Annotated in this window: 30 protein-coding genes; 11 read left to right on the forward strand and 19 right to left on the reverse strand. The window is 65.6% G+C overall.

Annotated features, from left to right (window positions below):
- The first annotated feature begins 405 nt into the window (after positions 1–405).
- The 4 genes from GRI89_RS12250 (at position 406) to GRI89_RS12265 (ending at position 2,924) form a co-directional block, all read left to right on the forward strand.
- Positions 406–1,194, forward strand: coding sequence for a TerC family protein (locus GRI89_RS12250; protein ID WP_159795940.1), 789 nt, complete (start codon positions 406–408; stop codon positions 1,192–1,194).
- Between the two features lie 8 nt (positions 1,195–1,202).
- Positions 1,203–1,643, forward strand: a complete 441-nt coding sequence (locus GRI89_RS12255) for a TIGR01244 family sulfur transferase (protein WP_159795942.1) — start codon at positions 1,203–1,205, stop codon at positions 1,641–1,643.
- Positions 1,644–1,742: 99 nt separating this feature from the next.
- A complete protein-coding gene (locus tag GRI89_RS12260) occupies positions 1,743–2,036 on the forward strand; it encodes a hypothetical protein (protein WP_159795945.1) in 294 nt (97 codons plus the stop codon).
- A gap of 6 nt (positions 2,037–2,042) precedes the next feature.
- Positions 2,043–2,924: a sterol desaturase family protein gene (locus tag GRI89_RS12265; RefSeq protein ID WP_159795948.1), complete on the forward strand. Its 882-nt coding sequence runs from the start codon at positions 2,043–2,045 to the stop codon at positions 2,922–2,924.
- Positions 2,925–3,055: 131 nt separating this feature from the next.
- Here GRI89_RS12265 and GRI89_RS12270 read toward each other — a convergent pair whose 3' ends face one another.
- From GRI89_RS12270 to GRI89_RS12295, 6 genes are all read right to left on the reverse strand, one after another.
- Complete coding sequence (locus tag GRI89_RS12270; protein ID WP_159795951.1) at positions 3,056–4,120, reverse strand: OmpA family protein; 1,065 nt, start codon at positions 4,118–4,120, stop codon at positions 3,056–3,058.
- Between the two features lie 404 nt (positions 4,121–4,524).
- Entirely contained in the window at positions 4,525–5,922 is a 1,398-nt protein-coding gene (locus tag GRI89_RS12275) for an ammonium transporter (protein ID WP_159795954.1), read from the reverse strand.
- A 20-nt stretch (positions 5,923–5,942) separates the two neighbouring features.
- The gene (locus GRI89_RS12280) at positions 5,943–6,281 is read right to left on the reverse strand and encodes a P-II family nitrogen regulator (RefSeq protein ID WP_159795957.1); all 339 of its coding nucleotides are present in this window, start codon (positions 6,279–6,281) and stop codon (positions 5,943–5,945) included.
- Between the two features lie 177 nt (positions 6,282–6,458).
- Positions 6,459–7,154 carry an endonuclease/exonuclease/phosphatase family protein gene (locus GRI89_RS12285; RefSeq protein WP_159795959.1) on the reverse strand — a complete coding sequence of 232 codons (696 nt, stop codon included), beginning with the start codon at positions 7,152–7,154 and terminating at the stop codon, positions 6,459–6,461.
- A gap of 18 nt (positions 7,155–7,172) precedes the next feature.
- Positions 7,173–7,763 (reverse strand): pyridoxamine 5'-phosphate oxidase family protein, encoded by a 591-nt coding sequence (locus GRI89_RS12290; RefSeq protein ID WP_159795961.1) that lies wholly within the window; start codon positions 7,761–7,763, stop codon positions 7,173–7,175.
- A gap of 31 nt (positions 7,764–7,794) precedes the next feature.
- Positions 7,795–9,354: a peptide chain release factor 3 gene (locus tag GRI89_RS12295; protein ID WP_159795963.1), complete on the reverse strand. Its 1,560-nt coding sequence runs from the start codon at positions 9,352–9,354 to the stop codon at positions 7,795–7,797.
- Positions 9,355–9,458: 104 nt separating this feature from the next.
- Here GRI89_RS12295 and GRI89_RS12300 point away from each other — a divergent pair, with 104 nt between their 5' ends.
- Positions 9,459–9,872: an ester cyclase gene (locus tag GRI89_RS12300; protein ID WP_159795965.1), complete on the forward strand. Its 414-nt coding sequence runs from the start codon at positions 9,459–9,461 to the stop codon at positions 9,870–9,872.
- Positions 9,869–10,459: a TetR/AcrR family transcriptional regulator gene (locus tag GRI89_RS12305; RefSeq protein WP_201290924.1), complete on the forward strand. Its 591-nt coding sequence runs from the start codon at positions 9,869–9,871 to the stop codon at positions 10,457–10,459. Before GRI89_RS12300 ends, GRI89_RS12305 begins: the two co-directional genes overlap by 4 nt.
- A gap of 195 nt (positions 10,460–10,654) precedes the next feature.
- On the opposite strand, the gene pheT is transcribed toward GRI89_RS12305, so the two are convergent.
- The 11 genes from pheT to glpX all read right to left on the reverse strand — a co-directional run bounded on the left by pheT (position 10,655) and on the right by glpX (position 21,241).
- A complete protein-coding gene (pheT, locus tag GRI89_RS12310) occupies positions 10,655–13,033 on the reverse strand; it encodes a phenylalanine--tRNA ligase subunit beta (protein WP_159795967.1) in 2,379 nt (792 codons plus the stop codon).
- Entirely contained in the window at positions 13,030–14,163 is a 1,134-nt protein-coding gene (gene pheS / locus GRI89_RS12315; protein WP_328598236.1) for a phenylalanine--tRNA ligase subunit alpha, read from the reverse strand. The genes pheT and pheS overlap by 4 nt, the downstream gene beginning before the upstream one ends.
- 75 nt (positions 14,164–14,238) lie before the next feature.
- Positions 14,239–15,102 carry an AraC family transcriptional regulator gene (locus tag GRI89_RS18185; protein ID WP_159795969.1) on the reverse strand — a complete coding sequence of 288 codons (864 nt, stop codon included), beginning with the start codon at positions 15,100–15,102 and terminating at the stop codon, positions 14,239–14,241.
- A gap of 306 nt (positions 15,103–15,408) precedes the next feature.
- Positions 15,409–15,768: a 50S ribosomal protein L20 gene (gene rplT / locus GRI89_RS12325; protein ID WP_159795971.1), complete on the reverse strand. Its 360-nt coding sequence runs from the start codon at positions 15,766–15,768 to the stop codon at positions 15,409–15,411.
- A 28-nt stretch (positions 15,769–15,796) separates the two neighbouring features.
- Positions 15,797–16,000, reverse strand: coding sequence for a 50S ribosomal protein L35 (rpmI, locus tag GRI89_RS12330; protein WP_159795973.1), 204 nt, complete (start codon positions 15,998–16,000; stop codon positions 15,797–15,799).
- A gap of 122 nt (positions 16,001–16,122) precedes the next feature.
- A complete protein-coding gene (gene hisN / locus GRI89_RS12335; protein WP_159795977.1) occupies positions 16,123–16,920 on the reverse strand; it encodes a histidinol-phosphatase in 798 nt (265 codons plus the stop codon).
- Between the two features lie 30 nt (positions 16,921–16,950).
- On the reverse strand, positions 16,951–17,424 hold the full coding sequence (locus GRI89_RS12340; protein ID WP_201290925.1) for a DUF2269 family protein: 474 nt from the start codon (positions 17,422–17,424) through the stop codon (positions 16,951–16,953).
- Positions 17,424–18,722 carry an SDR family oxidoreductase gene (locus GRI89_RS12345; protein ID WP_159795980.1) on the reverse strand — a complete coding sequence of 433 codons (1,299 nt, stop codon included), beginning with the start codon at positions 18,720–18,722 and terminating at the stop codon, positions 17,424–17,426. The genes GRI89_RS12340 and GRI89_RS12345 overlap by 1 nt, the downstream gene beginning before the upstream one ends.
- Before the next feature lie 11 nt (positions 18,723–18,733).
- A complete protein-coding gene (locus tag GRI89_RS12350) occupies positions 18,734–19,120 on the reverse strand; it encodes a cupin domain-containing protein (protein ID WP_159795983.1) in 387 nt (128 codons plus the stop codon).
- A 110-nt stretch (positions 19,121–19,230) separates the two neighbouring features.
- Complete coding sequence (locus GRI89_RS12355) at positions 19,231–20,163, reverse strand: ribose-phosphate pyrophosphokinase (protein ID WP_159795986.1); 933 nt, start codon at positions 20,161–20,163, stop codon at positions 19,231–19,233.
- Positions 20,164–20,257: 94 nt separating this feature from the next.
- A complete protein-coding gene (glpX, locus tag GRI89_RS12360; RefSeq protein ID WP_159795989.1) occupies positions 20,258–21,241 on the reverse strand; it encodes a class II fructose-bisphosphatase in 984 nt (327 codons plus the stop codon).
- A gap of 65 nt (positions 21,242–21,306) precedes the next feature.
- On the opposite strand from glpX, the gene GRI89_RS12365 reads away from it, so the two are divergent.
- Positions 21,307–21,696 (forward strand): hypothetical protein, encoded by a 390-nt coding sequence (locus tag GRI89_RS12365; RefSeq protein WP_159795992.1) that lies wholly within the window; start codon positions 21,307–21,309, stop codon positions 21,694–21,696.
- Positions 21,697–21,699: 3 nt separating this feature from the next.
- Here the strand turns inward: GRI89_RS12365 and GRI89_RS12370 are convergent, their stop codons facing one another.
- Together GRI89_RS12370 and GRI89_RS12375 are read right to left on the reverse strand one after the other, a co-directional pair.
- The gene (locus GRI89_RS12370; RefSeq protein ID WP_159795995.1) at positions 21,700–22,995 is read right to left on the reverse strand and encodes a homoserine dehydrogenase; all 1,296 of its coding nucleotides are present in this window, start codon (positions 22,993–22,995) and stop codon (positions 21,700–21,702) included.
- 104 nt (positions 22,996–23,099) lie between these two features.
- Positions 23,100–23,966, reverse strand: coding sequence for a hypothetical protein (locus GRI89_RS12375; RefSeq protein ID WP_201290926.1), 867 nt, complete (start codon positions 23,964–23,966; stop codon positions 23,100–23,102).
- A 333-nt stretch (positions 23,967–24,299) separates the two neighbouring features.
- Here GRI89_RS12375 and GRI89_RS12380 point away from each other — a divergent pair, with 333 nt between their 5' ends.
- The 4 genes from GRI89_RS12380 (at position 24,300) to GRI89_RS12395 (ending at position 26,829) form a co-directional block, all read left to right on the forward strand.
- Complete coding sequence (locus tag GRI89_RS12380; protein WP_159795998.1) at positions 24,300–24,947, forward strand: energy transducer TonB; 648 nt, start codon at positions 24,300–24,302, stop codon at positions 24,945–24,947.
- Between the two features lie 37 nt (positions 24,948–24,984).
- The gene (locus GRI89_RS12385; RefSeq protein ID WP_159796001.1) at positions 24,985–25,743 is read left to right on the forward strand and encodes a MotA/TolQ/ExbB proton channel family protein; all 759 of its coding nucleotides are present in this window, start codon (positions 24,985–24,987) and stop codon (positions 25,741–25,743) included.
- Positions 25,744–25,824: 81 nt separating this feature from the next.
- Complete coding sequence (locus GRI89_RS12390) at positions 25,825–26,361, forward strand: ExbD/TolR family protein (protein WP_159796004.1); 537 nt, start codon at positions 25,825–25,827, stop codon at positions 26,359–26,361.
- 33 nt (positions 26,362–26,394) lie between these two features.
- Positions 26,395–26,829: an ExbD/TolR family protein gene (locus GRI89_RS12395; RefSeq protein ID WP_159796007.1), complete on the forward strand. Its 435-nt coding sequence runs from the start codon at positions 26,395–26,397 to the stop codon at positions 26,827–26,829.
- Positions 26,830–26,860 lie beyond the last annotated feature (31 nt).

The raw sequence follows: 26,860 nt of genomic DNA on the forward strand, positions 1-26,860 counted from the left end.
GGGCCGCCGAAGCCGCCACCGCCGCGGTCATCGCGATCGCCACCGAAACGGTCATTGCCACCGCCCCAGCGCTCTCCACCGCCATAAGACGGCGGGCCATTGTCCATGAAGGGATCGAAACCTTCTTCGCCGAATCCATCCCGCTTGTCGCGCCCCTTGCCGCGACGACCTCTGTCGTAACCCATCTAACGAACGTACCTTCGCTTCGCCCTCGTCTAACCCCGGAGACGCGGACGAAGCGACACCGAGTGCATGCGGAGGCCCCTCCTCCGCTAACGTGAAGCGCGCTTATAGCCCAAAAACCCCGGTGTGCGAACGATTTAAGATTCTGAGCCGTTCGAGACCCTCGATGTGTCGTTGTCTGGCAACTTGCCAGTGCCGCAGACTGCGGGCAGACAGCCGCTCATGGATATCCTTACATTGCTTGCGGATCCTGCCGCCTGGCTGGCCCTGCTCACGCTTGTCGCCCTGGAAATTGTCCTGGGCATCGACAATCTCGTCTTCATTGCCATCATTTCCAACAAGCTTCCGGCGGATCAACAGGCGAGAGCAAGGCGAATCGGTCTCGCGCTCGCGCTGATCATGCGTATCGCGCTCTTGCTGCTGATCGGCTGGCTCGTGACGCTGCGCACCCCGCTGTTCGATCTCGGCATTACCGGAGCGCCCGGCGCGCATGGCGAGCCGACCTTCGAGACTGCATTCTCCGGCCGCGACCTGATCCTTCTGTCCGGTGGCCTGTTCCTGCTTTGGAAGGCGACCAAAGAAATCCATCATGCGATGGACGACGAGGGGGCTTCGGGCGAAATGCTCGACAAGGACACTTCGATCGTCAGGATCGGATTCACGGCGGCGATCATCCAGATCATCGCGCTCGACCTCGTGTTTTCGATCGATTCGATTCTCACCGCGGTGGGCATGACCGACGAAATTCCGCTGATGGTCGCAGCGGTAGTCATCACTGTCACCATCATGTTGTTCGCTGCCGATCCGCTGGCCCGTTTCATCGAAAACAACCCGACGATCGTCATGCTGGCGCTCGCGTTCCTGGTGATGATCGGACTGGTCCTGATTGCCGATGGCTTCGGCTTCCATGTCCCCAAGGGCTACATCTACGTAGCCATGGGCTTTTCGGTGATGGTCGAGGTGCTTAACATGCGCCGACGCAATCGCCGCACGCAGCACAAGTCAGGATAGTCCGACCGATGAACGATTTCCGAACTCTCTCCGATACGATGCTGGCCAGTCCGCAAATCACACTTTCCGACCTCAAGGCGGCGAAAGAGCGGGGCGTTACCCTGGTCATCAACAACCGGCCGGAGGGCGAGTCACCAGACCAGACGCCCGGTCCTGAAATCGAAGCAGCGGCGCTTGCGGCCGGGATGCAATACGTTGCGATCCCTATCGACCATTCGGGCTTTTCGCCGGCGCAGGTCGAAGCGATGCATGAAGCGCTAAGCAAGGCCGAGGGGAAAGTGCTGGCCTATTGTCGGTCGGGCACGCGATCGACCTTCCTATGGTCGCTCGCCCATGCCAGCGATGGCGCTGAACCGGGTTCGATTATGGCTGCGGCCGCTGCGGCCGGGTACGACGTCTCGCCGATAGCCGGCCTGCTGCAACAGCTCGCTGACGGTCGCGGTGGTTGAGTCGTGGCTTCGGCGCTCTGGCAATTCGCTGGGTCGATCGCTGCCGTCGCGACGCTGAGTTGGCTCGCCTTTCGTTACGGGTTTGCAGGGCGGCCGGAATTGCAGGACGAGAGCGAGGCTGTACGCCTTGCCAATGAAATTTCCGGCGGCTTCCATCCTGTCGCGACCCTGCTTTCGGTAACCCGTACGGCGGCACTGCTTCGCGATGGCGCCGACCGCCTCGCCCTTGTCGCCCCTTGCGGGGCGCATTTCGTCTCGCGCCTGCTTTCGCCCAAGTCGAGATTCCAACGGCAAGCGGACAAGCTCAAGGTTTTGGACGGCAAGCTCGCAGGCGAGTTTGATATCGGCGCCACCGGGGGAGATTGGGAGCGGGCGTTTGCACGCCTGAGATAGCCGGCCATGCCGCACTTCGATCCGCTCCCCTATGCGATCCCCGTATTTGTCCTGCTGATCGCGATCGAACTCGCCTGGTCGATTCGCAGCGGCAGGCCCCGGGCCTATGAGGGCCGCGACACAGCAATCTCATTGGCGCTCGGGCTGGGCAGCACCGTGGCCGGGGCGTTGGCCGCAGGCGTCCTCGGCGCCATGCTGGTCTGGGTCCATCGCCTGGCTCCATTGGAGATCGGCTGGGCCTGGTGGGCCTGGCCGCTCTGTTTCGTTCTCGACGACCTGGCCTACTACTGCTTCCATCGTTCGGCGCACCGCGTGCGCTGGTTCTGGGCGTCACACGTCAACCATCACTCCAGCCAGCACTACAACCTCTCGACGGCCCTGCGGCAGACCTGGACGGGGTTCGTTGCGCTGTCGTTCGTTTTCAGGCTTCCGCTTGCAGCCGTCGGGTTCGAACCGGGGATGATCCTGACCTGCGCAGGGTTCAACCTGGTCTACCAGTTCTGGATCCACACCGAGGCGATCGGTCACCTGCCGCGATGGTTCGAGGCCGTGATGAACACCCCTTCGCACCACCGTGTCCATCACGCGACCAACGCACGCTATCTCGACCGCAACTACGCCGGTACGTTCATCGTGTGGGACAAGCTGTTCGGCACCTTCGAGCCGGAAAGCGACGGCGAAACGATCCGCTACGGCCTGGTGCGGCAGCTCGGCAGCTTCAATCTGCTGCATGCGGTGTTCCACGAATGGATTGCGATCGGACGCGACGTCCTTTCAGCGCCCTGGCGCCACAAGTTCGACTACCTCTGGCGCGAACCCGGCTGGAGCCATGATGGCAGCCGCGAGACCTCAGACCAGATTCGCCGCCGCAATGGCATCGGCGACTAGGTGACCCGAGAAGGAAGGCCGCACGGCGCATCTCGCTGACCGGCGATCAGGAGAGGGCCAAGCGAAGGGGCATGAAAAAGGGGCCGGAGGATCGCTCCTCCGGCCCCATTTCGTTGTCGGCGTGAAACCGCTTAGTTGCCCGAACCCGGACCGTAAGTGATTTCCACCCGGCGGTTCTGCAGCTCGCGCACACCGTCGGCGGTGGGCACGCGTGGCATCGATTCGCCGAACCCCTGGCTGGTGATCGCCCCGGCGGGGATCCCGTGGCCGGTGAGGTACGACTGCACCGAAGCGTTACGACGCTCGGACAGGCCGACGTTGTAAGTGGCCGAACCCGAACGGTCAGCGTGACCGGCCAGCATTATCGGCACGTTGCGGCAGTTGCCGTATGCAGTGATCGCGCTGTCGAGGATGGTCGCGGCCTCAGGCGTGATGTCCGACTTATCCCAGTCGAAGAACACGATGTACGGCCCCTTGTTGCACACCGGCGGCGGCGGCGGAGGCGGCGGCTCGTCACGACCAAGGTTCGCGATCAGCGAGAACGAGAACGAATGGATAGCCAGCTGCGTTTGATAGCTGCGCAAAGCAGAATCAAGCATGCTGAACTCATTGGTGTTGAGGTACTTGTACTTCAGCCCGAGCTCAGCTTCGTCGGTCACCGGCAGGCGCACTGCCGCGATCGCCTGATAGGCCCAAGCCGCGTCGGTGTCGTCGAGGTAGGTGTGGTACGGGGTCGCCTGGAACTCGCTGTGCAGGATCGCACGGCCAACACCGCCACCGATTGAAAAGCCGATGCCGTTGTTGCCGCCAAGGTCGAACAACGCATTCGCCATGATCGTGGTAACGCGCGATTCGCCGGCGAGCTGCGCACCGGTCACACTTTCGAACGGAGCACTTGAGTTGACCAGCGGCGCGCCGACCAAGCCCACGTCGATACCCTTCGGGGCATACTCGTAGTAACCGACTTCGGCTTCGGTGCGGATCGCACCCCAGTCGTACCCGATGAAGGCACCGAGATCGAAGCCATCGTCTTCGTAGACTCTGGTTCCGTCCTTCCAGCCATTATTGATCACGTTGTGGTCTTCCGGATCGGCAAAGCCGATGTCGGCGCCGAAATAGGCGTGGCCGTCACGGGCCAGGGCCGGGCTGGCCAGGGCAGCGGCCGCAACAGCCATACCTAGGGCAATCTTTCGCATGGGACCTCCTTCAAAAAGCCGTGCGCTTAATTGGCTACAACTTGCCAAATCTCCAATTCGTCGAACCCGAGGGACATCCTACAGGTTCCCTCCCCAAGGACAAAGCCTTCAGTTCGACTCAGACTATTCAATGCCAGTGGTTTCGTTCCCCAATTCGCGGAAATCTGCGAGATTTTTGTTCGATGCGAACAAGATCGCGACAGAGTGTTGCGATAATGCCACGCTGTTTGGCATGCCCTTACAGTTCAACGAACTTCGCCGCAACCGGCGACTCCCGGAGGATCGGAAAGAAAAGAGGGCCGGAGCGGCTGGCTCCGGCCCATTGAGTTGTCGTTCGCAGGAGGAACGAGGGTAGGCGAGACCGGGGGGAGAGGAGGAGAGTCCCGGCCTCGCCAAACTTGCATTTAGTTGTAGGCGCGCTCCCCGTGCTCGGCGATGTCGAGACCTTCGACTTCGACCTCTTCGGAGACCCGCAGCCCGGTGAGAGCCTTGGTCACAACGCCGGCGATCAGGGTGCCGGCAGCAGCCCACACTATCGCCACGACGACCGCGGTGAGCTGGATCATGACCTGGGCGCCCATCGCGGTGGAACCGTCACCCGGACCACCGAACATCGGCTGGTAGACGATGCCGGTGCCGATGGCGCCGACCATGCCGCCGATGCCGTGGATACCGAAGGCGTCCAGCGAGTCGTCATAGCCCATGGCGTTCTTCAGCTTCGACACCGCAAAGTAGCAGATGATCGAAGCGACGAAGCCGAGGATGATCGCGCCGAACGGACCGGAGTTGCCGGCCGCCGGAGTGACGGCGACGAGACCGGCGATGATGCCCGAGCAGAAGCCCAGCGCCGAACCCTTGTGGCCCGACAGCTTCTCCATGAGCATCCAGCCGAGGCCCGCAGCGGCAGTGGCGACGAAGGTGTTGATCATCGCGAGACCGGCCGTGCCGTCGGCTTCGAGTTCCGAACCCGCGTTGAAGCCGAACCAGCCGACCCACAGCAGACCGGTGCCGATCATCGTCATGGTCAGGCTGTGCGGCGGCATCGGCTCGCTCGGGTAACCCTTGCGCTTGCCCAGCAGGTAGGCGAGCACGAGACCCGAAACACCGGCGTTGATGTGGACCACGGTACCACCGGCAAAGTCGAGTGCACCGAGCTTGAACAGGTAGCCCCCGCCGGCCCAGACCATGTGCGCGATCGGGAAATAGACGATGGTGAGCCAGATCGTCATGAAGAGCATGGTCGAGCTGAACTTCATCCGTTCCGCGGTCGAGCCGAGGATAAGGGCAGCGGTGATCGCTGCGAACGTCATCTGGAAGCAGACGAACACGTATTCGCTGATCACTTCATCGCTGAAAGTCGCGGCGGTCGAGTCCGACGTGACCGACGACAGGAACAAGCTGCCGCCGGAAATGAAGTTGCCGATCATCCCTTCGGACGTCTCGGGCCCGAAAGCCATCGAGTAGCCCCACATCACCCAGATGAGCATGGCCAGTGCCGCTGTGGCGCCGATCTGCGTCATCGTGGAGAGCATGTTCTTGGAGCGGGTCAGGCCGCCGTAAAACAGCGCGAGGCCCGGCAGGATCATCAGGAGAACCAGGACGGTTGCGGTCATCATCCAGGCGTTGTTGCCCGGATTGGCCACCGCGACAGCGGCCTCTTCGACCACCTCGGCCGGAGCCGCGGCGACCGCTTCGGTCACGGTTTCCGTGACGGCGTCGGCGGCTGCCGTCGCCCAGGCGGCCGTCGCCGTAAGCATAGAGGCGCCGAGGACACCGGCGCCGCAGAGAAGTTTGCGGATCATGTTGTTACCCCTCATGTCTCTTAGAGCGCCGTGTCGCCGGTTTCGCCGGTGCGGATGCGCGTGGTCGACGCGAGGTCGAGCACGAAGATCTTCCCGTCGCCGATGGAATCGGTGCTGGCTGCCGCCTGGATCGTTTCGACGACCTGCGGCGCGAGCGCGTCGGTTGCGGCGATTTCGAGTTTCACCTTGGGCAGCATATTCGTCGAGTATTCCGCACCACGGTAGATTTCGGTCTGCCCTTTCTGGCGACCGAAGCCCTTGACTTCGGATACCGTCATGCCCGCAACCCCGATGGCGCCGAGCGCCTCACGGACTTCGTCGAGCTTGAACGGCTTGATGATGGCGATGATGAACTTCATCACGAACCCCTCTTGCTTACCGGTTCGGTTCCGGCCGAGGAGCACCCTGCAATCATCGTGCCAAATTACGCGAAGGGCGCGTTTACGGCTTGTTAAGCCGGGCGGAACGCCCTCCATGTCCGACCAACTGCCCGTGTCCCGGGCAGGTGCCCAATTGTTGGGCAGTCGATTTGCCGACTAGGCGATCGCCAGGCGGGCGACGACCGGCAGGTGGTCGGAGGCGGCGGCGGCGGTCGGGCTGTGGTGGACACGGGCATCGTGGCAGGTCCAGTCGGGCGAGGCGACGATGCGGTCGAGCGAGGCGAGCGGGCGGCGGCTCGGGAAGCTGCGGCCGGTCTCGAGCACTTGCCATGCCCCGCGCAGTTCGCGCAGCGCGCGGCGCCCTTCGCCCCACTGGTTGAAGTCTCCCATCAACACTGTCGGGCAACCGTCACCGTGGCCATTGCAGTGGTCGAGAACCGCCTGGACCTGTTCGCGGCGGCGCAGGCCGGAAAGGTCGAGGTGCATGCCGAGCACGCGGATACGCTTGCCCTCGCATTCGAGGTCGGCCCTGATCGCCCCGCGCGGTTCGAGGGTCGGCAGGTGCAGTGCTTCGGTCTCGCCGACCTTGATGTCGCGGCGGACCAGCAAGGCGTTGCCGTGCCAGCCGAGGCTGCGCGGGCGGCGGGCGACGTCCGCCGCGTGCCACGGCGTGTCGTCGAGCATGGCCTTGGGCAGCACGCTCTCGCGCTCGCCGAAACGGCGGTCGCATTCCTGCAGGGCGATGATGTCGGCGCGCAGTTCGCGCAGGACGCGGATGATGCGGTCGGGATCGAAGCGGCCGTCGACACCGACGGCCTTGTGGATGTTGTAGCTGGCGAAGGTCAGCTCCATCGCTTCGGCGTGCCCTGCTCAGTCCGGAACTGTGCCGGGAGCACCGGCTATATAACGGTCGGTCGGCTTGGCCGGCAGGCCGTCGATGCTGGTCCGGCGGGTCCGGTACTTGCCCGCCCATTCGACCGGATCGGCCTTGGCATGGTGCTTGAGCAGCGTCGGGCGTTCGCGGTCCAGCTGCATCAGCGGCACGCCGTATCCGCAACTCGTCTGGACGGTCTCGACGGCGATATCGAAAATCTGCCGCGTGCCGGGAAGCATGGTGAAGTGCCCGGCCAGCTCCTCCCACTCGCGGTCCCACGGCACCACCGGCCGGCCGCGGCCATAGATGCGCAGGATCTGGGCAGGCTGCTGGAAATTGCAGAACATCACGGTGATGCGCCCGCCATTACCATTATCATCCGCGAGCAGGTGGGCGTTGGTCTCGTTGCCCGATCCGCCGAGGTCGAGATAGGCGACCCGCGTCGGCGAGAGGATGCGGAAGGCGTCGTAGCCCTTGGGGCTGAGATTGATCCGCGCGCCCTCGGCGGCGCTGGCGACGAAGAACACCGGCTGCGCCGAGATCATCGCCCGGTGCGCCTCGTTCAGTTGCTCGAAGAATTCGGCCATGCCCTGTTCCTAGGCACGGCGCGGCGCGATGTCACCGTTCCTTGGTGGCGCTGAACGTCAGGTCGGGGTTCTTTTCCTGCTGGTAGCCGACGTCCCACGGGCTCCTGGCCATGAACACCATGTCTCCGTCGCGGTCCTTGGCGAGGTTCGCGCGGTTGAACTCCTCGAACTTGCGCAGCGCTTCGGGCGAGCCCTTGAGCCAGCGTGCGGTGGCGAAAGGCGAGGCTTCGAGCCCGGCCTCGACCTTGTATTCCGCCTCGAGCCGCGAGACGAGCACCTCGAGCTGCAGCTGGCCGACCACCCCGACGATCCACTGCGCGCCGATCTCCGGATAGAACACCTGGATCACGCCCTCTTCGGACAGGTCGTCGAGCGCCTTCCTGAGCTGCTTGGTCTTGGTCGGATCGCGCAGCTGCACGCGGCGGAGGATTTCCGGCGCGAAGTTGGGCAGCCCGGTGAAGCGCACGTCGTTCTTCTCGGACAGCGTATCGCCCACCCGCAAGGTGCCGTGATTGGGTATGCCGATAATGTCGCCAGCCTCGGCGGTGTCGGCGATTTCGCGGTCCTGCGCAAAGAACAGGATCGGCGAGTGCACCGCGATCGGCTTGCCGAGGCCCGAGGGCGTCAGCTTCATGCCGCGTTTGAAGGTGCCCGAGACCATGCGCATGAAGGCGATGCGGTCGCGGTGCTGCGGGTCCATGTTGGCCTGCACCTTGAAGATGAAGCCGGTGACCTCGTCGCGCTCCGGACTGATTTCGCCCTGCTCGCTCGGCTGGGGCCGCGGCTCGGGCGCGAATCTGGCGATCGCCTCGACGATCTCGTTGACGCCGAAGTTCTTCAGCGCCGAGCCGAAGTAGACCGGCGTCAGGTCGCCGTGGCGATAGGCCTCGATATCGAACGGCGCATAGCCTTCACGGCCCAGCAGCCCCTCTTCGGCAACCCGCGCGACGCCGTCGGCGGAAAGGTATTCGGCCAGCACGGGATCATCCGCGCCGCTGGTCTCCACGGTCTTGCCGAGGAATTCCTTGCCGTCACCCTGCGGCAGGTGGAGCTTGCCGGTCTCGAAGTCGAACACGCCTTCGAACAACCCGCCCATGCCGACCGGCCAGCTCATCGGCGAAACGTCGAGCGCCAGCTTGTCGGCGATCTCGTCGAGCAGTTCGAACGGCTCGCGCCCTTCGCGGTCGATCTTGTTGATCAGCGTGATGATCGGCACCGAGCGCAGGCGGCAGACCTCGAACAGCTTCAGCGTCTGCGGTTCGATACCCGCCGCGGCGTCGAGCACCATGATCGCCGAATCGACCGCGGTCAGCGTGCGGTAGGTGTCTTCGGAGAAGTCCTCGTGCCCCGGGGTGTCGAGCAGGTTGAAGGTGATGCCGTCCTTTTCGAAGGTCATCACCGAGCTGGTCACGGAAATGCCGCGCTGCTGCTCGATCTTCATCCAGTCCGACCGCGCGCGCCGCGCCTGCCCGCGCGCCTTGACCTCGCCGGCAAGGTGGATCGCCCCGCCCTGCAGCAGGAGCTTCTCCGTCAGCGTGGTCTTGCCCGCGTCGGGGTGCGAGATGATGGCAAAGGTGCGGCGATTGGACATGGAGGCGCGCGGTTAGCCTTCGGCCCTGCCCGCGTAAACCGTCTTTACATGAGACACGAGTCTCATTATGCGAATCATGTCTCAATCATCGAAAGTCGATTCGCATGCTCACCCGTGAAATGATGGACCGCAAGCTCGACGAGCATTTCGGTTACGAAGCCCGCGATGATGTCGAAGGCGTGCTCGCCACGCTAACCGACGACGTCGTGCACGATATCGTCGGCTGGCCGCTCGGCCCGAGCCACGGCCCGGCCGAGGCCCGCGCTTTCTACGAGAGCCTGTTCGCCGACCTCGCCGACGGGAAGGTGAAGACCGTGCGCCGCCTCTATGGCGAGGGCTTTATGGTCGACGAATCGATCTGGAGCGGCAAGGCGGTGGGCCGTCCCTTCGGGTTCGAAGGCCGCGGCCGCCCGCTCGAATTCCGCCTGCTCCACGTGCTCCGCTTCGCCGAGGACGGACGGATCGAAGGCGAGCAGGTCTGGCTCGACAGCGCCGCCATCGCCCAGCAGCTTTCGTGAGGACCAACCAGAAGGCGCGCACCCGGCAGGCGATCGTTCGCGCCACGGGCGCCCTGCTGCGGCAGGGGCAGAAGCCGACGCTGGAAGAAATCGCCGAGCTGGCGCAGGTCTCGCGCGCCACCGCCTATCGCTACTTTCCCGGACTCGATGCCTTGCTGAGCGAAGCAGCGGTCGACCTGATGCTGCCCGATGTCGACGATCTGCTCGGTCCATCCGCTCCGGGCGACGCCTTCGAGCGCCTCGCGCTGGTCGACGAGACCTTCGACAAGGCCTGCCGCGAGCAGGAGGTGCCGCTGCGCCTCATGCTAGCAAAGGTGCTTGAAACCTCGATCGGCCGTAACGGCGACGAACCGCTGCGACAGAACCGGCGCGTCCCGATGCTCGTTGCCGCGCTCGCGCCGCTTGAGGCGCGGCTGGGCAAAGCCGGGACCAGGCGCCTCGCAGAAGCGCTGGCGCTGGTCGTCGGCACCGAAGGCTTCCTGGCGCTCAACGACGTGGTCGGGCTCGACCGCGACGAAGCGCGCGACGTGCGGCGCTGGGTGATCGACAGCCTCGTGTCCGCGGCGCTGGCCGAAGCGGACGGTTGAAATCAATCGGCAATGTCAAAGGGCGAATCGATGTTCTCGATACGTTCTTTGACGAGTCAGGGGCGTGTAGGAAAGTTGTTTCTGGTTCCTGATTGTCAGCCCGGACCTGTTCCGGGCCAGGGCTTCATCCTTCGGGCGTTGCACTGGAAGTAAGCACCGCCCCGGAACGAGCCCGGGGTGACTGCGAGAGCGCAATCAGCCGCGCAACTCCGCACCCACCTTGGCCGCCGATGCGACGATGGCGTCGGAGATCGCCTTGAGGTCGGCCTCCTTGTAGCTTTCCTCGCGCGGCTGGAGCGTGACCTCGATCGCCAGCGACTTCTTGCCCTCGGGCACGCCCGTTCCGCGGAAATCGTCGAACACGCGGGCATCGACGATGTTCGTCTTGTCGGCGCCGTTCACCGCGCGCAGCAGGTCGCCCGCCGGAACGCCGGCATCGAGCAGGAAGGCGAAATCGCGCACCACCGACTGCAGTGCCGGAGGAGCGTAAGCGGTACGAGCAAAGGCACCCCCGCCCTTCTTCGCCGGGATCGCGTCGAGATGGATGCCGACGGCGGCCACCGGCACATCGATGTCGAAAGCCTTGAGAGTCGCCGGATGGATCATCCCGAAGCTCGCAATCTGTTTCTTCGGCCCGAGACGCAGCGTTGCCGACTGGCCGGGGTGATAGACGTCGCCCGCCTCCCCCATGACCATCAGGTTGCCGACCGGCGCTCCGGCGGCTTCGAGCAGTTCGAGGCAGATCGCCTTGGCGTCGTAGGCGTCGAAGTCCTGCGCCTTGCCGCCTTGCCAGGAGCGGGCCGCGCGTTCGCCCGCGAGCACGCAGACCAGCGTCGGGTGCTCGCCGTCGGCGAGGTAGCGGCGGCCGATCTCGAACAGCCGCACGCTCTGCGCGCCGCGATCGAGGTTGCGCTGCACCGCCGAGAGCAGGCCCGGCAGGAGCGAGGGTCGCATGACCTTGAGGTCTTCGCTGATCGGGTTTTCGAGCACCCAGGGCCAGTGGTCCCGAGGGGCGACGGCCGCCGCTTCCTTTTCGGAAATGAACGACCAGGTGACCGCTTCGTTGAGCCCGGCGGCGGCCGCGGCGCGGCGCACGCGGCGCTCCATGACCTGTTCGCTCGTCGCGGTCGGGCGGGCCACACCGTCGGTGCGCGGCAGGGCGACGCTCTCGATATTGTCGAGCCCGTGGATGCGGACCACTTCCTCGACGATGTCGGCGGGTCCTTCGATGTCGTGACGGCGCAGCGGAGCGGTGACCTGCCAGTCCGCAGTGACCTCGAAATCGAGCGCGGCCAGCGTCGCGCGCTGTTCGTCTTCCGAGATCGCCACGCCGCCGAGCTTCTCGGCCAGCGCGGGATCGTAGGCCACCACGGTCGGCTCGCTCGGCGGCGAACCGGCGCGGACGACCTCGCTCGCCTCGCCGCCGCAGATCCTGAGGATCAGCGCGGTAAGGATTTCGAGCCCGTCGTCGAGGAACGCCGGATCGACGCCGCGCTCGAAGCGGGTGCGGGCATCGCTAGCGAGGCCGAGCTTGCGACCGGTCTGGCCGATACGCTCGGGATCGAAGTAGGCGATTTCGAGCAGGACGTCGGTCGTCTTCTCGTAAACGCCCGAGTGCTCGCCGCCCATGATCCCGGCGATGTCGTGCACGCCGCTGTCGTCGGCGATCACCGTCATTTCGGAATCGAGCGTGTAGGTCTTCTCGTTGAGCGCGAGGACCTGCTCACCGTCCTTCGCGCGGCGGGCAACCACCGCGCCATTGAGCTTGGCGAGGTCGTAGGCATGCGCCGGGCGCCCGAAGGCGAGCATCATGTAGTTGGTGATGTCGACCAGCGCCGAGATCGGCCGCTGGCCCGCCGCGATCAGCCGCTGCTGCATCCACTCGGGCGAGCTGCCGTTGGTCACGCCGCGCACGACGCGGCCGTAGAAGGCCGGGCAGCCTTCCGGGTCGTCGGTGCGGATTTCGATCGGGCACGCGAAGGTGCCGGCCACGGCTTCGGCCGCGAACGGCTTGAATGTGCCGAGCCCCGCCGCGGCGAGGTCTCGGGCGATGCCCTCGACGCCCATGCAGTCGGGCCGGTTGGGCGTGATCGCGACGTCGAAGACCGGCGAGGAGCCGTGGTATTCGGCGAAGCTCGCACCGACAGGCGCATCGTCCGGAAGCTCGATGATGCCGGCGTGATCGTCGCCCAGTTCGAGTTCGCGGGTAGAGCACATCATGCCGTTGCTCTCGACGCCGCGGATGGCCGACTTGCGCAGCTCCAAGCCATTGGCCGGAACCTTTGCGCCTGGCAGGCCAAGCACGCCCTTCATTCCCGCGCGCGCGTTGGGCGCGCCGCAGACGACCTGCAGCGCATCGCCATTGCCGGTGCTGACCGTCAGGACCTGCAGCTTGTCGGCATCGGGGTGCGGCCTGGCGGTGAGCACTTCGGCGACCGTGAACCCGGCGAGCCGGTCGGCTGGATCCTCGATGCCCTCGACCTCGAGCCCGACGCGATTGAGCGCGGCGGAAACCTCTGCAACCGAGGCTTCCGTCTCGAGGAAGTACTTGAGCCATTCGAGCGAGAACTTCATGCCCGCGCCCCCACCCCGGCGCTGAGCGTCGGCTGGTCGAACGGACTGAAGCCGTAATGCCTGAGCCAACGCACATCGCCGTCGAAGAAGGCGCGCAGGTCGTCCATCCCGTACTTGAGCATGGCGAGGCGGTCGACGCCGACGCCAAAGGCGAAGCCCTGCCACTCGTCGGGATCGAGCCCCGACATTTCGATCACCCGCCGATTGACCATTCCCGACCCGAGCAGCTCCATCCAGCCGTGGCCCGGCTCGTCGCCCGACCCGCCAAGGACCCGGCGACCATTCTCGATCGCGAAGCCCACGTCGGCCTCGACGCTCGGTTCGGTGAAGGGGAAGTAGCTCGGGCGCAGCCGCAGCACGATGTCCTCGCGCTCGAAGAAGGCCTTGAGGAAGGTCTCCAGCGTCCACTTGAGGTGGCCGAGGTGGATGCCCTTGTCGATCACCAGCCCTTCGACCTGGTGGAACATCGGCGTGTGGGTGGCGTCCGAGTCCGAACGATAGACGCGGCCCGGCGCGATGATGCGGATCGGCGCGCCCTGCGCCTTCATCGTGCGGACCTGTACCGGGCTCGTATGTGTTCTCAGAAGCATTCGAGCGCTGCTTCCCGCTCGATCAAGCGCTTCATTCGCACCTGTTTCACCTGCTGCCTGCGGGAAATAGAAGGTGTCGTGCATGGCCCGCGCCGGGTGGCTCTCGGGCATGTTGAGCGCGGCGAAGTTGTGCCAGTCGTCCTCGATCTCGGGGCCGGTGGCGACGGCGAAACCCATGTCGGCGAAGATCTCCGCCAGCTCGTCCATCACCTGGCTGACCGGGTGGATCGAGCCCTTCGGCGTCTCGGGCGCGGGCAGCGAAAGATCGAGCGTTTCGGCCGCCAGCCGCTGCTCCAGTTCGGCCTGCTCCAGCTCCGCCTTGCGTGCCCCGAGCGCAGCAGTGACCTCTTCGCGCAGGGCGTGGATCTTCGGGCCCTCTTCCTTGCGTTCGTCGGGCGTCATGCCGCCCAGCGTCTTGAGCAGCGCGGAGATCGATCCCTGCTTGCCCAGATAGGCCACGCGCAGCTTCTCGATCTCGTCGAGAGACTGTGCCGCGCCGATGCTCGAACGCGCTTCGCTGCCGATTGCCGCCGTGTCCACGGGGATACGCTTCCGCCTCTTCCAATGCCGAGCGCGGCTCCTTAGGGGGAGCGGGCCGGAAGCGCAACGTGGGAGCTAGGGCAGCAACGCGCCGGGCGGGTCGAGCGTCTGCGCGGCGGGCCGGTCAAGGAAGACCCGCTGGCGCATGATGGCGCTGATTATCGGGTGCTCCATGGCCGCGTAGACACCGGGCCCCATTCCCATGAAATCATTGAATTCGCGCACGAATTGGGCCTGGTCGTGATAGGCCGAGTCCATCGCACCGATCCATTTCAGCGATGGATCGAGCATGTACTGCGAAAGGCTGCGCATGAACCGCTGGCGGCGCAGGAGTATCTTCGGCGCGAAGCCGAACACGCGCAGGCACATGCGTTCGAGCGTGCGCTGGCCGACGTCCAGGCTTTCGACCAGCGCGGCGACAGTCGCTATATCGGGATCGATCAGCGCCTTGTGGATGGCCAGGATGAAATCCTCGCCCGGGACCGGATCGGAGGGCTGATCGAGAAACCACTGCGTGATCCGCTCGAGCTCACCCTGCTCGTCGGGCTCGGGGCCGAACACGGTCTGGGCCAGCGAGGCAAACGGCTCGAATGCGGGATGCTCATGTCCGTCAGCTACGACATTGGCGAGTTCGTGCGCCGGCACGCCGACATATTTCGCCCAGCCGAGCGGCAACAGCCCGATGCCCCACATCCGCGAGCTGGTTATCCGGAAATGCACGGCATGCGCACTCGGACCCGAGGCGGTGAAATTGGAGCCCGAAACCGAGGTGCCGTTGAGCGATTTCGCTGTGGGAAGACCCCCGGAATGGAACCGCAGGTTGGCCCACTCGGGATGCAGGTAATCCTGTACGAGCCCGCCTCCGGCAACGACAAGATCAATGTAGTAGAAGGTTGTAAAGAAGCGACGCAGCGCCGGTGGCGGCTGATAAAATCGCACTTCTACCCTGCAATCTTCCGTCACCGAACACACTACCCAAGATTATGCCGGTCAATCCCGCAAATCGATGACAAGCAACAGCAAATGTCCAGCGAAGGCAAGTCTTTCCGCCAACGTCGTTATTCTTTCATTCACCCTCGCTATTTTCTGCGACTATCTGTCGGACATGGCTCCGCCATTGAGACAACGTTGACACAAGACTTGCACGCAAGCCGGGCAAGAGAAAGGGCGCGGTCGGCTCTCGCCGACCGCGCCCTCTCAAAACCACGGCCAGGCCCGGAACGTTCCGGGACCGGCAAGAAACAGTTAGGCCGGGAGCGCTGCCTTCGCCTGCTTGACGATGGTGCCAAAGGCGGCGCCTTCGTTCATCGCCAGGTCGGCCATGACCTTGCGGTCGAGCTCGATGCCGGCAAGCTTCACGCCGTGCATGAACTGCGAGTAGCTCAGGCCTTCGGCGCGGACCGCGGCGTTGATCCGCTGGATCCACAGCGCGCGGAAGTTGCGCTTTTTGACCTTGCGGTCGCGGTAGGCGTACTGCCCGGCCTTCTCGACCGCCTGGCGGGCGACGCGGATGGTGTTCTTGCGGCGGCCGCGATAGCCCTTGGCCGCGTCCAGGATCCGCTTGTGCTTCTTGTGGGTGGTTACACCCCGCTTGATGCGTGACATGTCGAAATACTCCTGTCTCTAAACCGGCTCAGTCGAGGCCGTAGGGGGCCCACTTCTTGATCGTCTTCGCATCGGCGTCGGCGATCACGGTGGTCCCGCGGTTCTGGCGGATGTACTTCGCATTGTGGCTGATCAGGCGGTGGCGCTTGCCGGCGACACCATGCTTGACCTTGCCGTTGGCGGTGATCTTGAAGCGCTTCTTCACACCGCTCTTGGTCTTCAGCTTGGGCATTTTCATCTCCTTGTCAGAGACACGTCCGAACCGGCCCTGGCAGCCCTTTTGGCCAGGCAGGCTGTGAATCACGTGTCGGTGAAGCGCGCGCCACTAGAGCGATGCGCCGTGGAATGCAAGCCTCAGTGCGCGTGATCGTGCCCGTGCCCGGCCATCGCCTCGAGCACGTCCTCGAGCCGCGCCGGGTCGCCGAGCGCCAGCACCAGGCCTTCGGATTCGGCGTTGAGCGGCTCGCCGTGCCAGTCGCACATCGTTCCCCCGGCCCCTTCGACCACCGGGACCAGCGCGGCAAAGTCGTGGAGCTTGAGCCCGGCCTCGCAGACCACATCGACATGGCCCGAAGCGAGCAGAGCATAGTTGTAGCAGTCCCCGCCCCAGATGATCTTGCGCTCGGCTACCGCGCCGGAAAGCTGCATGAACGGTTCGACCTGCTCGCCCGAGAACTGGTGCGGCGTGGTCGTCGCCAGCACGGCGGTCGACAGCTCCGGACAGAGCGCCGCACGCACCGGCGCGCCGTTGAGCGTGGTGCCCTCCCCTGTGACGCCGAGCCAACGCTCCTTGAGAATCGGCTGGTCGATCACACCGAGCACCGGCCAGCCGTCCTGCAGCAGCGCGATCAGCGTGCCGAAGATCGGACGTCCGGCGATGAAGCTCGTGGTCCCGTCGATCGGGTCGAGCACCCACTGCCGTCCCGCGCCCGGATTGCGGTTGCCGTATTCCTCGCCGATGATCCCGTCGCCCGGAAAGGCTTCCTCGATGAGCTTGCGCATCGCCGCCTCGGCGGCCTGGTCGGCCTGGGTCACGAACGAACGGTCGGCCTTCTGCTCGTGCGACCACTCGCCCCGAAACAGCGGCCGGATGGCGTCCCCAGCGGCATCGGCAAGGCGGCGGGCAAGGGCGATTTCGGAGGAGAGGTTCATGGCCCGACGAGTTAGTGGAATCGTCGGCAATTACCAGAGCGCCGGCTTGGCAAGCATAAGCCAGAAAATCGCCAGGACCGAGAGAAATGCGGGAATGCCGCAGGCGAACCAGATCGAGTAGAGGCTGTGATAGGCCCCCGGCAACATGGCATCGTCGTTCGCCGCCTTGCGGGCGAGGTTCCTCATTTTGATCTGTATCCAGATGACGGGAAGCCAGAACGCGCCGGTCAGCAGATAGAGCAGGATCGCCGCGACCAGCCATGGCGTGTCGAGCGGCAGGCCGGTGAGCGAGGCGAGCCAAAGGCCCGTGAGCGGCTGGGCAACGACAGCGGTGACAGTGAACACGAAGTCCGCCGTGACCACGGTCGAGGCCACGTGAGCCACCTGCCGCGCCCGGCCGGTGCGGTGCGCCATGACCATGAAGAAGGCGATACCGACGCCCGTGCCGAACAGCACGCAGGCCCCGATCACGTGCAGCCAACGCGCAAGGTCATACCAATTCATCAGCGTTCCTCACCCATTGCGAGACACATCAGCGAAAGCACCACTATCGGCAGAATCTTTACGAAAGCTCCCAGTGGATCGAGCCACAGGTCGGGCCGCACCAAGGCCGCACCGAGCCCATAAGCAAGCGCCAGGGCAGCACCCGTGCCAAGCCCGATGCGGAGCGTGGGCCTGAATAGCAGGGCCGCCGCGATCGCCAGGTCGGCGAACGATCCGAGCAGCACGAACGCGCGAGCCAGTCTCTCCGAAAAGCCACCTGCGACGAGCAAGCTCGCCGCCGCATCGGTCCGCGCGAGCCCTGTTGCTCCCCCGGCCAGCCAGAGGACGAAGAGCGCCGCCAGCGCGAGCGGATAGAGCAAGGCCAAGCGGGCATGCCAGCGGTCCGCCTTGCCCGCCCCGCCGAGCGCGTCGAGCGCGGCAGGCAGCGAAAGCGGCTCACGGCCAAGCAGGGCAGCCGCCTGCGAGGCATCGCCGCGCACGCCGAAAACCAGCGCGGCAATCGAATTGCTGCGCAATGGCGAGCGCCAGCCGAGCCAGCCCAGTGCGTCGGCGGCCAGCGTCGCCGGCCTGAGCAGCGCGAGCGGGAGGTTCAGCGTAAGGCGCGCCGGGCCGAACCCCAGCCAGCGGCGATGACAAGCGATCACCTCGCCCAGCGACCGCCCCTCCCGCTCGACCAGGTCGAACCGCCCGAGCGCGCCCTGAGGATCGGCGATGACCCGGCGCACGGCCTCGATCACATCGGCCAGCGCGACGCACTGGACCTGTCCCGCAGCCGGCAATTCGATTCGCGCCAGCGGCATGGCGGCAGCCGAGCGCAGGAGCTCGCTGCCACCGAAGCAGTTGCGCCCGATGACCAACCCGGGACGCAGCACCGTGCAGGGCACGCCAGCCGCGGCGACCGCCGCATCGGCCCGGGCCTTGGTCTGCATGAACTCGCTGTCCTGCTCGTCGGCACTTGCGGCGGAGATCTGGACCAGGTGCGCCGTTCCAGCAGCCACGCAGGCTTCCGCCAGCGCGCGGATCGCGCGGTCCTGCGCTGCCACGAGGTCATCCCGCAGCCCGCCCTGCAGCGCCCCGCTGGCGTTGATCGCCACCTCGATGCCTTCGAGGAGCGGCATCCAGTCTGCGGCTTGGGTCATGCTTCGGAGGTCGCAGGAGAGCCAATGCGCCGCGGGGAGAATGCGTCGCCCATAGGCAAGGTCGCGCCCCACTGCGCGTATGTCGTGGCCGTCGGCGAGCAGCGCGTGCGCGATGGCGCTGCCGATGAAGCCGCTCGCGCCGACCAGCAGGATCTTCACTGGTGGAGGGCCTATTCCCTGACCGGCTCGCGCAGCGGCTTGGCGTCGTCCTTGACCCAGCTCGACAAGGCCCGCACGCCCTCCGGCCCGGCCTTGCCCCAGTGGACCACGCCGGGCGCGATGCGCAGGCTGTCGCCCGGGTGCAGCTCGACGTCGGGCATCCCGGCGCGCGACAGGGTGGCCGAGCCGCCTAGGACGTAGATGAATTCCTCGCCGTAATGGTAGTGCCGCGGAATCTCAGCCCCTGCGGGCATGTTGAGATCGCCGACGACCAGCGAATGGCCGGGAGCGGATTCAATCGGCCCCTCGAGCACCTGGTTGATACCCTGCGGCGAGGCGTAGACGGGAATTGCTGTCGGCGTCGTGGCGCAGGCGGAGGCGATGACTGGCAAGACCATCGTCATTGCGAGGCGACGCAGTCGCCGCGGCAATCCAGAGCGTCGCGCGATACGGCCCTGGATTGCTTCGTCGCTTCGCTCCTCGCAATGACGAAGCGAAGACCCGGCCATCAGTCGAACAGGCTCGAGACCGAACTCTCGTCGGCGATGCGGCGCACGGCCTCCCCGATCAGCGGGGCGATCGGCAGGATGCGGATGCGGGTCGAATCCTTCGCCGCGTCGGTCGGCAGGATCGAATCGGTGATGACCAGTTCCTTGAGCGCCGACTTGTCGACCCGCGCCACCGCGCCGCCCGAGAGCACGCCGTGGGTGATGTAGGCGGCGACCGACTTGGCCCCGGCATCGAGCAGTGCCTGCGCCGCGTTGCACAGCGTGCCGCCCGAATCGACGATGTCGTCGATGAGGATGCAGTTGCGGCCCGAAACGTCGCCGATGATGTTCATCACCTCGCTCTCGCCCGGGCGTTCGCGGCGCTTGTCGACGATGGCCAGCGGGGCGTTGTCGAGTCGCTTGGCCAGCGCGCGGGCGCGGACCACGCCGCCGACGTCGGGCGACACGACCATCAGGTCGCCGTCGTAACGGGCCTGGATGTCGGCAGCCATCGTCGGCGCGGCGTAGAGGTTGTCGGTCGGGATATCGAAGAAGCCCTGGATCTGCCCGGCGTGCAGGTCGACCGAGAGGACGCGGTCGGCCCCGGCTTCGGTGATCAGGTTGGCGACGAGCTTGGCCGAGATCGGCGTGCGCGGACCGGGCTTCCGGTCCTGCCGGGCGTAACCGAAGTAGGGAATCACCGCGGTGATGCGCTTGGCCGAGGCGCGCTTGCACGCGTCGATCGCGATCAGCAGCTCCATCAGGTTGTCGTTCGCCGGATAGCTGGTCGACTGCAGGATGAAGAGGTCCTCGCCGCGCACGTTCTCGTGGATCTCGACGAAGATTTCCTCGTCGGCAAAGCGCCGCACGCTGGCATCGGTCAGCGGAACCTCGAGGTAACCGGCGATCGCCCGGGCGAGCGGGAGGTTGGAATTGCCGGCCATGAGTTTCATCGGGGGCGCGCTCCTCTCAACATGCGCAGAATCGCCTGCCGCCCGCTAAGCCGACCGTCATGTTATTGCAACCGATGGGACCGGGTTTTGCCCGTCAGTGCTCGCGGTGTTCGCCCTTGATCCAGCGGACGGTGCCGCTGCTGGCGCGCATGACGACGCTTTCGGTGGTCATCAACCCGCCGCGGCGGTGCTTGACGCCTTCGAGCAGCGAGCCGTCGGTCACCCCGGTGGCGGCGAAGATGCAGTCGCCCTTGGCGAGGTCTTCGAGCTGGTAGATGCGGTCGAGGTCCTCGATGCCCCACTTGTGAGCGCGGGCTCGTTCGTCGTCGTTGCGGAACAGCAGCTTGCCGTTGAACTGTCCGCCGACGCAGCGCAGCGCGGCTGCCGCCAGGACGCCTTCGGGCGCGCCGCCGCTGCCCATGTACATGTCGACCGTGGTGTCGGGGTCGGTTGTGGCAATCACCCCGGCGACGTCGCCGTCGCCGATCAGCACGATGCCGCAGCCGATCTTGCGCAGTTCGGCGATCAGGTCGGCATGGCGCGGGCGGTCGAGCACGCAGACGATGATCTCGCTGGGCTTGACGCCCTTGGCCGCGGCGACGGCGGCGACGTTTTCGGTCGGCGTCTTGGCGAGGTCGATCACACCCTTGGGATAGCCGGGGCCCACGGCGAGCTTTTCCATGTAGACGTCGGGCGCGTTGAGCAGGCAGCCTTCTTCGGCCGCCGCCAGCACGGCGAGCGAGTTCGGTCCGGCCTTGGCGCAGATCGTGGTGCCTTCGAGCGGGTCGAGCGCGATGTCGATCTTCGGGCCCTTGCCTGGCGCGCCGCCGACCTTTTCGCCGATGAACAGCATCGGCGCCTCGTCGCGCTCGCCCTCGCCGATCACCACGGTGCCGTCGATGTAGAGCTCGTCGAAAGCCTTGCGCATGGCTTCGACCGCGGCGGCGTCGGCCGCCTTCTCGTCGCCCCGCCCGATCAGCCGGCTGGCCGCGACGGCCGCCGCTTCGGTCACCCGGACCATTTCCAAGACCAGGACCCGGTCGAGCACGTGACTGGGGGAGACGGCGGCAGTTTTCATGGCTAGTCCTGTCTTCCGCGGAAGGATGGCCCCGCGCTTAGGCAAGAGGCAATTGGATGTCGAGCATGCTCTGGGTAGCCGCCGCCGTTTCGACCTTCACTCTCCCGCCATCCGCCGAAAGCCTGATCGAACGGGCCAGGAAGACCTACGAAGTCGAGAAGCCGGAGCGCGAAGCCTGCCCCGAAGCGCAGGGAAACGAGATCGTCGTGTGCCGCGAGGTCGTCGATCCCGACAAGTACCGCGTGCCGTCGGACACCGACCGCGGCGTGGTGAAGGACGAAATTCCGCGCGCGCCGGACGTCTCGACACTGCCGAAGTGCGATGAGGAAACCGTCTGCATGAAAGTCGGCGCCACGCCGCGCAATCCGCTGATCATCGATCTCGAAGAGATTCCCGAAGCGCCCGAAGGATCGGACGCCGACCTCGTCGCGCGCGGCCTCAAGGCCGAGCGCTGATCCTTATCCGAGCAGGCGCATGACCAGAGGTGCCTCGGCGAGGCTGGCCGAGCCTTCGAGCAGCGCCAGCGCCTTGGCGACGTTGGCTTCGGGGCCCTCGTGCGTGACCATCGCCACCAGCACTTCGCCGCCCTCTTCGGGCCGGCCCTGCTGGATCAGGCTCTCGATCGAGACCCCGCCATCGCGCATCGCCGCGGCAATTTCCGCCAGCACGCCGGGGCGGTCGGCAACCACGAAGCGCAGGTAGGTGCGTCCGGTGCGGTGCCCCGCGTCGGCCGGGGCGAAGGCCGCCAACTCGGCAGCCGGGACCGAGAACGGCGCACCGGTATCGCCGCGCGCGATGTCGACAAGGTCGGCGGCGACCGCGCTGGCGGTCGGTCCGTCGCCGGCACCGGCGCCCTGGAACAGCAGGCGGCCGGAGAAGTTGCCCTCGGCCACCACCGCGTTGGTCGGCCCGTCGACCGCGGCGAGCGGGTTGTTGTGCGGCACGAGGCAGGGCTGGACGCGCTGGAACAGGTTCCCCTGATCATCGACGTCGGCCATGCCGATCAGGCGGATGCGGTAGCCGAGCGCCTCAGCCTGGGCGATGTCGGCAGCGCGGACCCGGCCGATCCCGCCGACGTCGACCGCGGCGAAGTCGATCTTCGCGCCGAACGCCAGCGCGGCGAGGATGGCTAGCTTGTGCGCCGCATCGACGCCTTCGACGTCGAAGGTCGGGTCGGCCTCGGCATAGCCGAGTTCCTGCGCTTCCTTCAGCACCTCGCCGAAGTCGCGCCCGGTCTGCTCCATCGTCGAGAGGATGTAGTTGCAGGTGCCGTTGAGGATGCCGTAGATGCGCTCGATGCGGTTGGCCGCCGCGCCCTCGCGCAGCCCCTTGATGACCGGGATGCCGCCCGCCACCGCCGCCTCGAAGCGCAGCGCCACGCCGTTCGCCTCGGCCAGCTCGGCCAGTTCGAGGCCGTGGTGGGCGATCATCGCCTTGTTAGCAGTGACCAGCGCCTTGCCGCCCTTCAGCGCATGGCGCGCGGTCGCCAGCGCTGGACCGTCGGACCCGCCAACCAGCTCGACCACGACATCGACATCGCTGCGCGCGGCGAGCGCGGTCATGTCGTCCTCCCAGGCGTAGCCCGAGATGTCGACGCCGCGATTCTTCGAACGGTCGCGCGCAGAGACCGCGACGATCTCGACCGGGCGCCCGGCGCGGCTGGCAATCAGCGCGCCGTTCGATTCGATCAGCCGGACGAGACCGGCGCCGACGGTGCCGAGTCCGGCGAGAGCGATGCGAAGCGGTGCGGCCATGGCGGTCCCCATTTGAAATTCCGGGCGCGCGTTAAGGCCAAGCCGCGCGCTTGGCTAGGGCACCGTTGCGACTGCTACAACAATCCCGGCCTACCGCCTGTCCGTTACCGCGTGCGGGAGCACTGCCCGAGCTGGTCGATTACCAGTGTATAGTCAGCTCGCGCCTGCGCGCGCGAGGCGTTGTCGCGCTGCAGGTAGGCCTTGTCGGGCAGCTCACGCGGCAGGAAGCAGGCGAGCCGGTACCACGCGGCGGTGCCGCGCTCCGGCGGGCGCGCTGCCTGGTCGACGATCTCGGTCCACGACACGCCCCAGGCCGGGGCCATGCCCGGCCGACGCACTACCGTCAGCGACACCGGAGTGCCGTTGGCCGTGTCGAGGAACAGCTGGGTCTCCGATTCGCCGGCGAGGTTTCCTGCCACCGACATCGCGTCGCGCACCCCGGTGATTCGCGGCGGGGCGTCGGGCGCGCTGAGTTCGGCGATGACCGCGCGCACGCGGGCTTCGGTCGTGGGATCGGCCGGAAGCTGCGCGTCGGGCGCGACCAGTTGCAATTCGCCCGGCCGGCTCGGGACGGCCTGCGCAAAGACGATGAACGAGAGTTTCTTGAGCTTGGGAACCTTGCCCTTGGCGCCAAGCGGCACATCGACGAGGTACTTGAGCGACTCGCCCTGCGCTTCGGGCGCCTTGAGCAGGGCCTCGGTGCCGGTTTCGAGGTATAGCCGCACCTTGCCGGGGGCGAGGCCGGGAGAGCGCTCGGGCTCGACGGCCACCTGGTCCGCCACCCTGACCCGGGCGACAACCGCGGAGGCGTCGACCAGGCTGGCCAGGTCGGCATAAGTCAGTTGCTGCGCCGGCGCGGCAACGGACTCCTGCGCCGCGGCGGCCGGGAGGCTCCCGGAAAGACCGGCGGCGAGCAGCGCCAGGGGCCCCGCAACGATTCCGGTCCGGCGGGGTAGCGAATCACTTAGCATCCTAAAGGTCTCCATGGGCCGACAACGTAGCGCCGGGTGTCTTGCTCCCGAAGTCCCATCTTGGGAGGGTTGCCGAGTGAATCCGCGGTTAACCGATAAACCGATTGCCCACGCGTTTCTTCGCCGCTAAGGCATCCGCCGGATGGGGACCGCTAGAAAAGCAATAACCCGCGGTGCCCGGGCCGATATCGTTAGTGAACCGTAACGGCGGATCGCACGACGGCCTCTAAGTTTGACATAGGCTCGACGTGCCTGTGAGGATGAAAGTCCGACAGGATACGGCGGGCTTGCCGGGCGTTGACCCGGTAATTGTATACGGAGTGAAGGGACTGGATGGCTTACGCTGACCAACAAATGAGCAGCAGTCGCATGATTGCGATTGTGATAGTTGCCCTGATCCACCTCGCAGTCGGTTATGCTCTTGTGACCGGCCTCGCATACTCGGCTGCGAAGAAACTGGTCGAGCGCGTGACGACGGTGGACGTGACTGAACCGCCGCCGCCGGAGGAAGAGCCCCCGCCGCCGCCGCCGGATCAGGTGAAGCCGCCGCCCCCGGTTGCTCCGCCGCCACCGATCAACATCGCGGTGGCCCCACCGCCGATCCAGGTGCAGACGGTCATTCCGCCGCCCGCACCGGTCGCCCGCGTCGTGCCGCCGCCGGCTCCGCCGCCCGCACCTTCGCAGGCGCGTGGCGCCAGCCCGAAGGGCCAGAGCGGTTGGGCTCGCCGAATCCAGGAAAACTATCCGTCGCGCGCCCAGCGCGAAGGTACCGAAGGTACGGTCGGTGTTGCGGTCGTAGTCGATGCCAACGGACGCGTTTCATCGTGCAGCGTCACGGGATCGAGCGGTTCGAGCATTCTCGATGAAGCCGCGTGCACCGGTATGGAGCGTTATGCGCGCTTCGACCCTGCGCTGGACGATGCCGGCAATCCGACCACTGGACGCTATAACACGCGAATTACCTACCGGTTGACCAACTAATTCAATTTCCGAATTTTCTCTAAGAGAGGACTACCCGATGCTTATTGATCTCCTTGCTGCTGCCTCGACGGAAGCGCCGGCAGCCGCCTTTGGTTTCAAGGAAGCCCTGGAACAGGGCGGTGCAATTGCCTATTCGATTCTCGCCGTGCTCGTCATCATGTCGGTCGGTTCGTTCTACATCATGATCACCAAGCTGCTTGAGCAGAGCAAGATCATGCGCCAGTACAAGAACGTCCGCGCCAACTTCTGGCGTGCCAACACGCTGAGCGAAGGCGCCAGCAAGCTCGAGAAGAACAGCGCATGGCGCCAGGTTGTCGATGATGCGCTGGCTGCCGAAGCTCAGCACAGCAAGATGACCGATTCGCTCGAAGCCCACGACTGGATGCACGGCTCGCTCGCGCGTTCGGAAGCCTCGATCAATTCCCGCCTCGCCGGCGGCCTGCCGTTCCTCGCCACCGTCGGTGCGACTGCGCCGTTCGTCGGCCTGCTCGGTACGGTTATCGGTATTTACCGCGCCATGATCGGTATCGCGATCTCCGGTTCGGGCTCGATCGACAAAGTCGCCGGTCCGGTCGGTGAAGCGCTGATCATGACCGCCATCGGCCTGCTCGTCGCCGTTCCGGCCGTGCTTGCCTACAACTGGCTGCAGGCGCGCAACAAGCGCATCTCGGAGCTGCTCTCGGGCTTCTCGACCGACATCCTCGCCAACCTCACCTCGCGTGGTGCGGTGAAGCCGGCGGTCGTCACGAAGACCTCGACGGCGGCGAAGCCTGCGGCTCCGGCTGCCAAGGCCTAAGCAATTTCGCCGGGGCGGGTTCGGCTCGCCGCCTCCCGCCCCGCGAAACCGCTTCAAGATGTTTTGAGATAGGACGAGAAAATGGCGATAGCAGTTGGCGGAGGCGGCGAAGAACGGCCGATGTCCGACATCAACACGACGCCGCTGGTGGACGTGATGCTGGTGCTTCTGATCATCTTCCTGATCACCGTCCCGGTGGCCTTGCAGACGATCGAGAAGCTGAAGATTCCGGTCTTCGAGGCGGCCGAAACGAAGGACAAGGCGGAGAACCTCCTCATCACCGTCAGCACGACCGACGCCGAAGGCCGCACGCCGACGCTGTCGCAGTCGGAGTTTTCCGGTGCGTCCCGGAGTGGTCAGTGCCGCGTGTTCTTCAACAACGTCACGCCGGTCGATTCGACCGAGCTCTACGACAAGGCTTTCGAGCGGCTTGACGGTATCGTCCAGCGCGAAGGCGGCGTCGAGGCGATCATGGCGGATCCGGAAAAGATCCCGCAGGTGGTCATCCGGGCTGACGTCAACACGCCGTGGCGCTGCATTGCCGGCACGATCTTCAACGTCCAGGCTGCTGGCTACCCGACGGTTGGATTTATCTCCAACCCGCGTCCGGTCGGCTGAGCCGGACCGCGACCCAATCAGGAGTATAACGCAATGGCAATGTCAGGCGGCAGGGACGACGGCCAGCCGATGATGGAAATGAACACGACGCCGCTGATCGACGTCATGCTCGTTCTCCTCATCATGCTGATCTTCACGCTTCCCCCGGTGACCAACTCGGTCAATATCGACCTGCCCTCACCCTCACCGAACGAGACGCCTCCGCCGGTCGATCCCGTGGTCAACAAGCTGGTGCTGACGCCGGCCAACGAGATCCTCTGGAACGGCGCGCCGATCTCGGCGGGCGGTCTTGCGTCGAACCTGCAGACCTCGATGCAGATGCCGGTCGAACCGGAACTGCAGTTTGAGCCGGAGGCCGAGGCGAGCTACGATCTTTCGGCCCAGGTGCTGAACATCATCAAGGGTTCGGGCGTTACGAAGTTCGGCTTCGTCGGGAACGAGAAGTACCGCGCTTTCGGCAAGGAATAATTCCTTCCACACCCAAGCAAGAAGGAGGGGC

Origin of the sequence: Croceibacterium salegens, from assembly GCF_009827435.1 — a bacterium.
GTDB classification, from domain to species: domain Bacteria; phylum Pseudomonadota; class Alphaproteobacteria; order Sphingomonadales; family Sphingomonadaceae; genus Croceibacterium_B; species Croceibacterium_B salegens.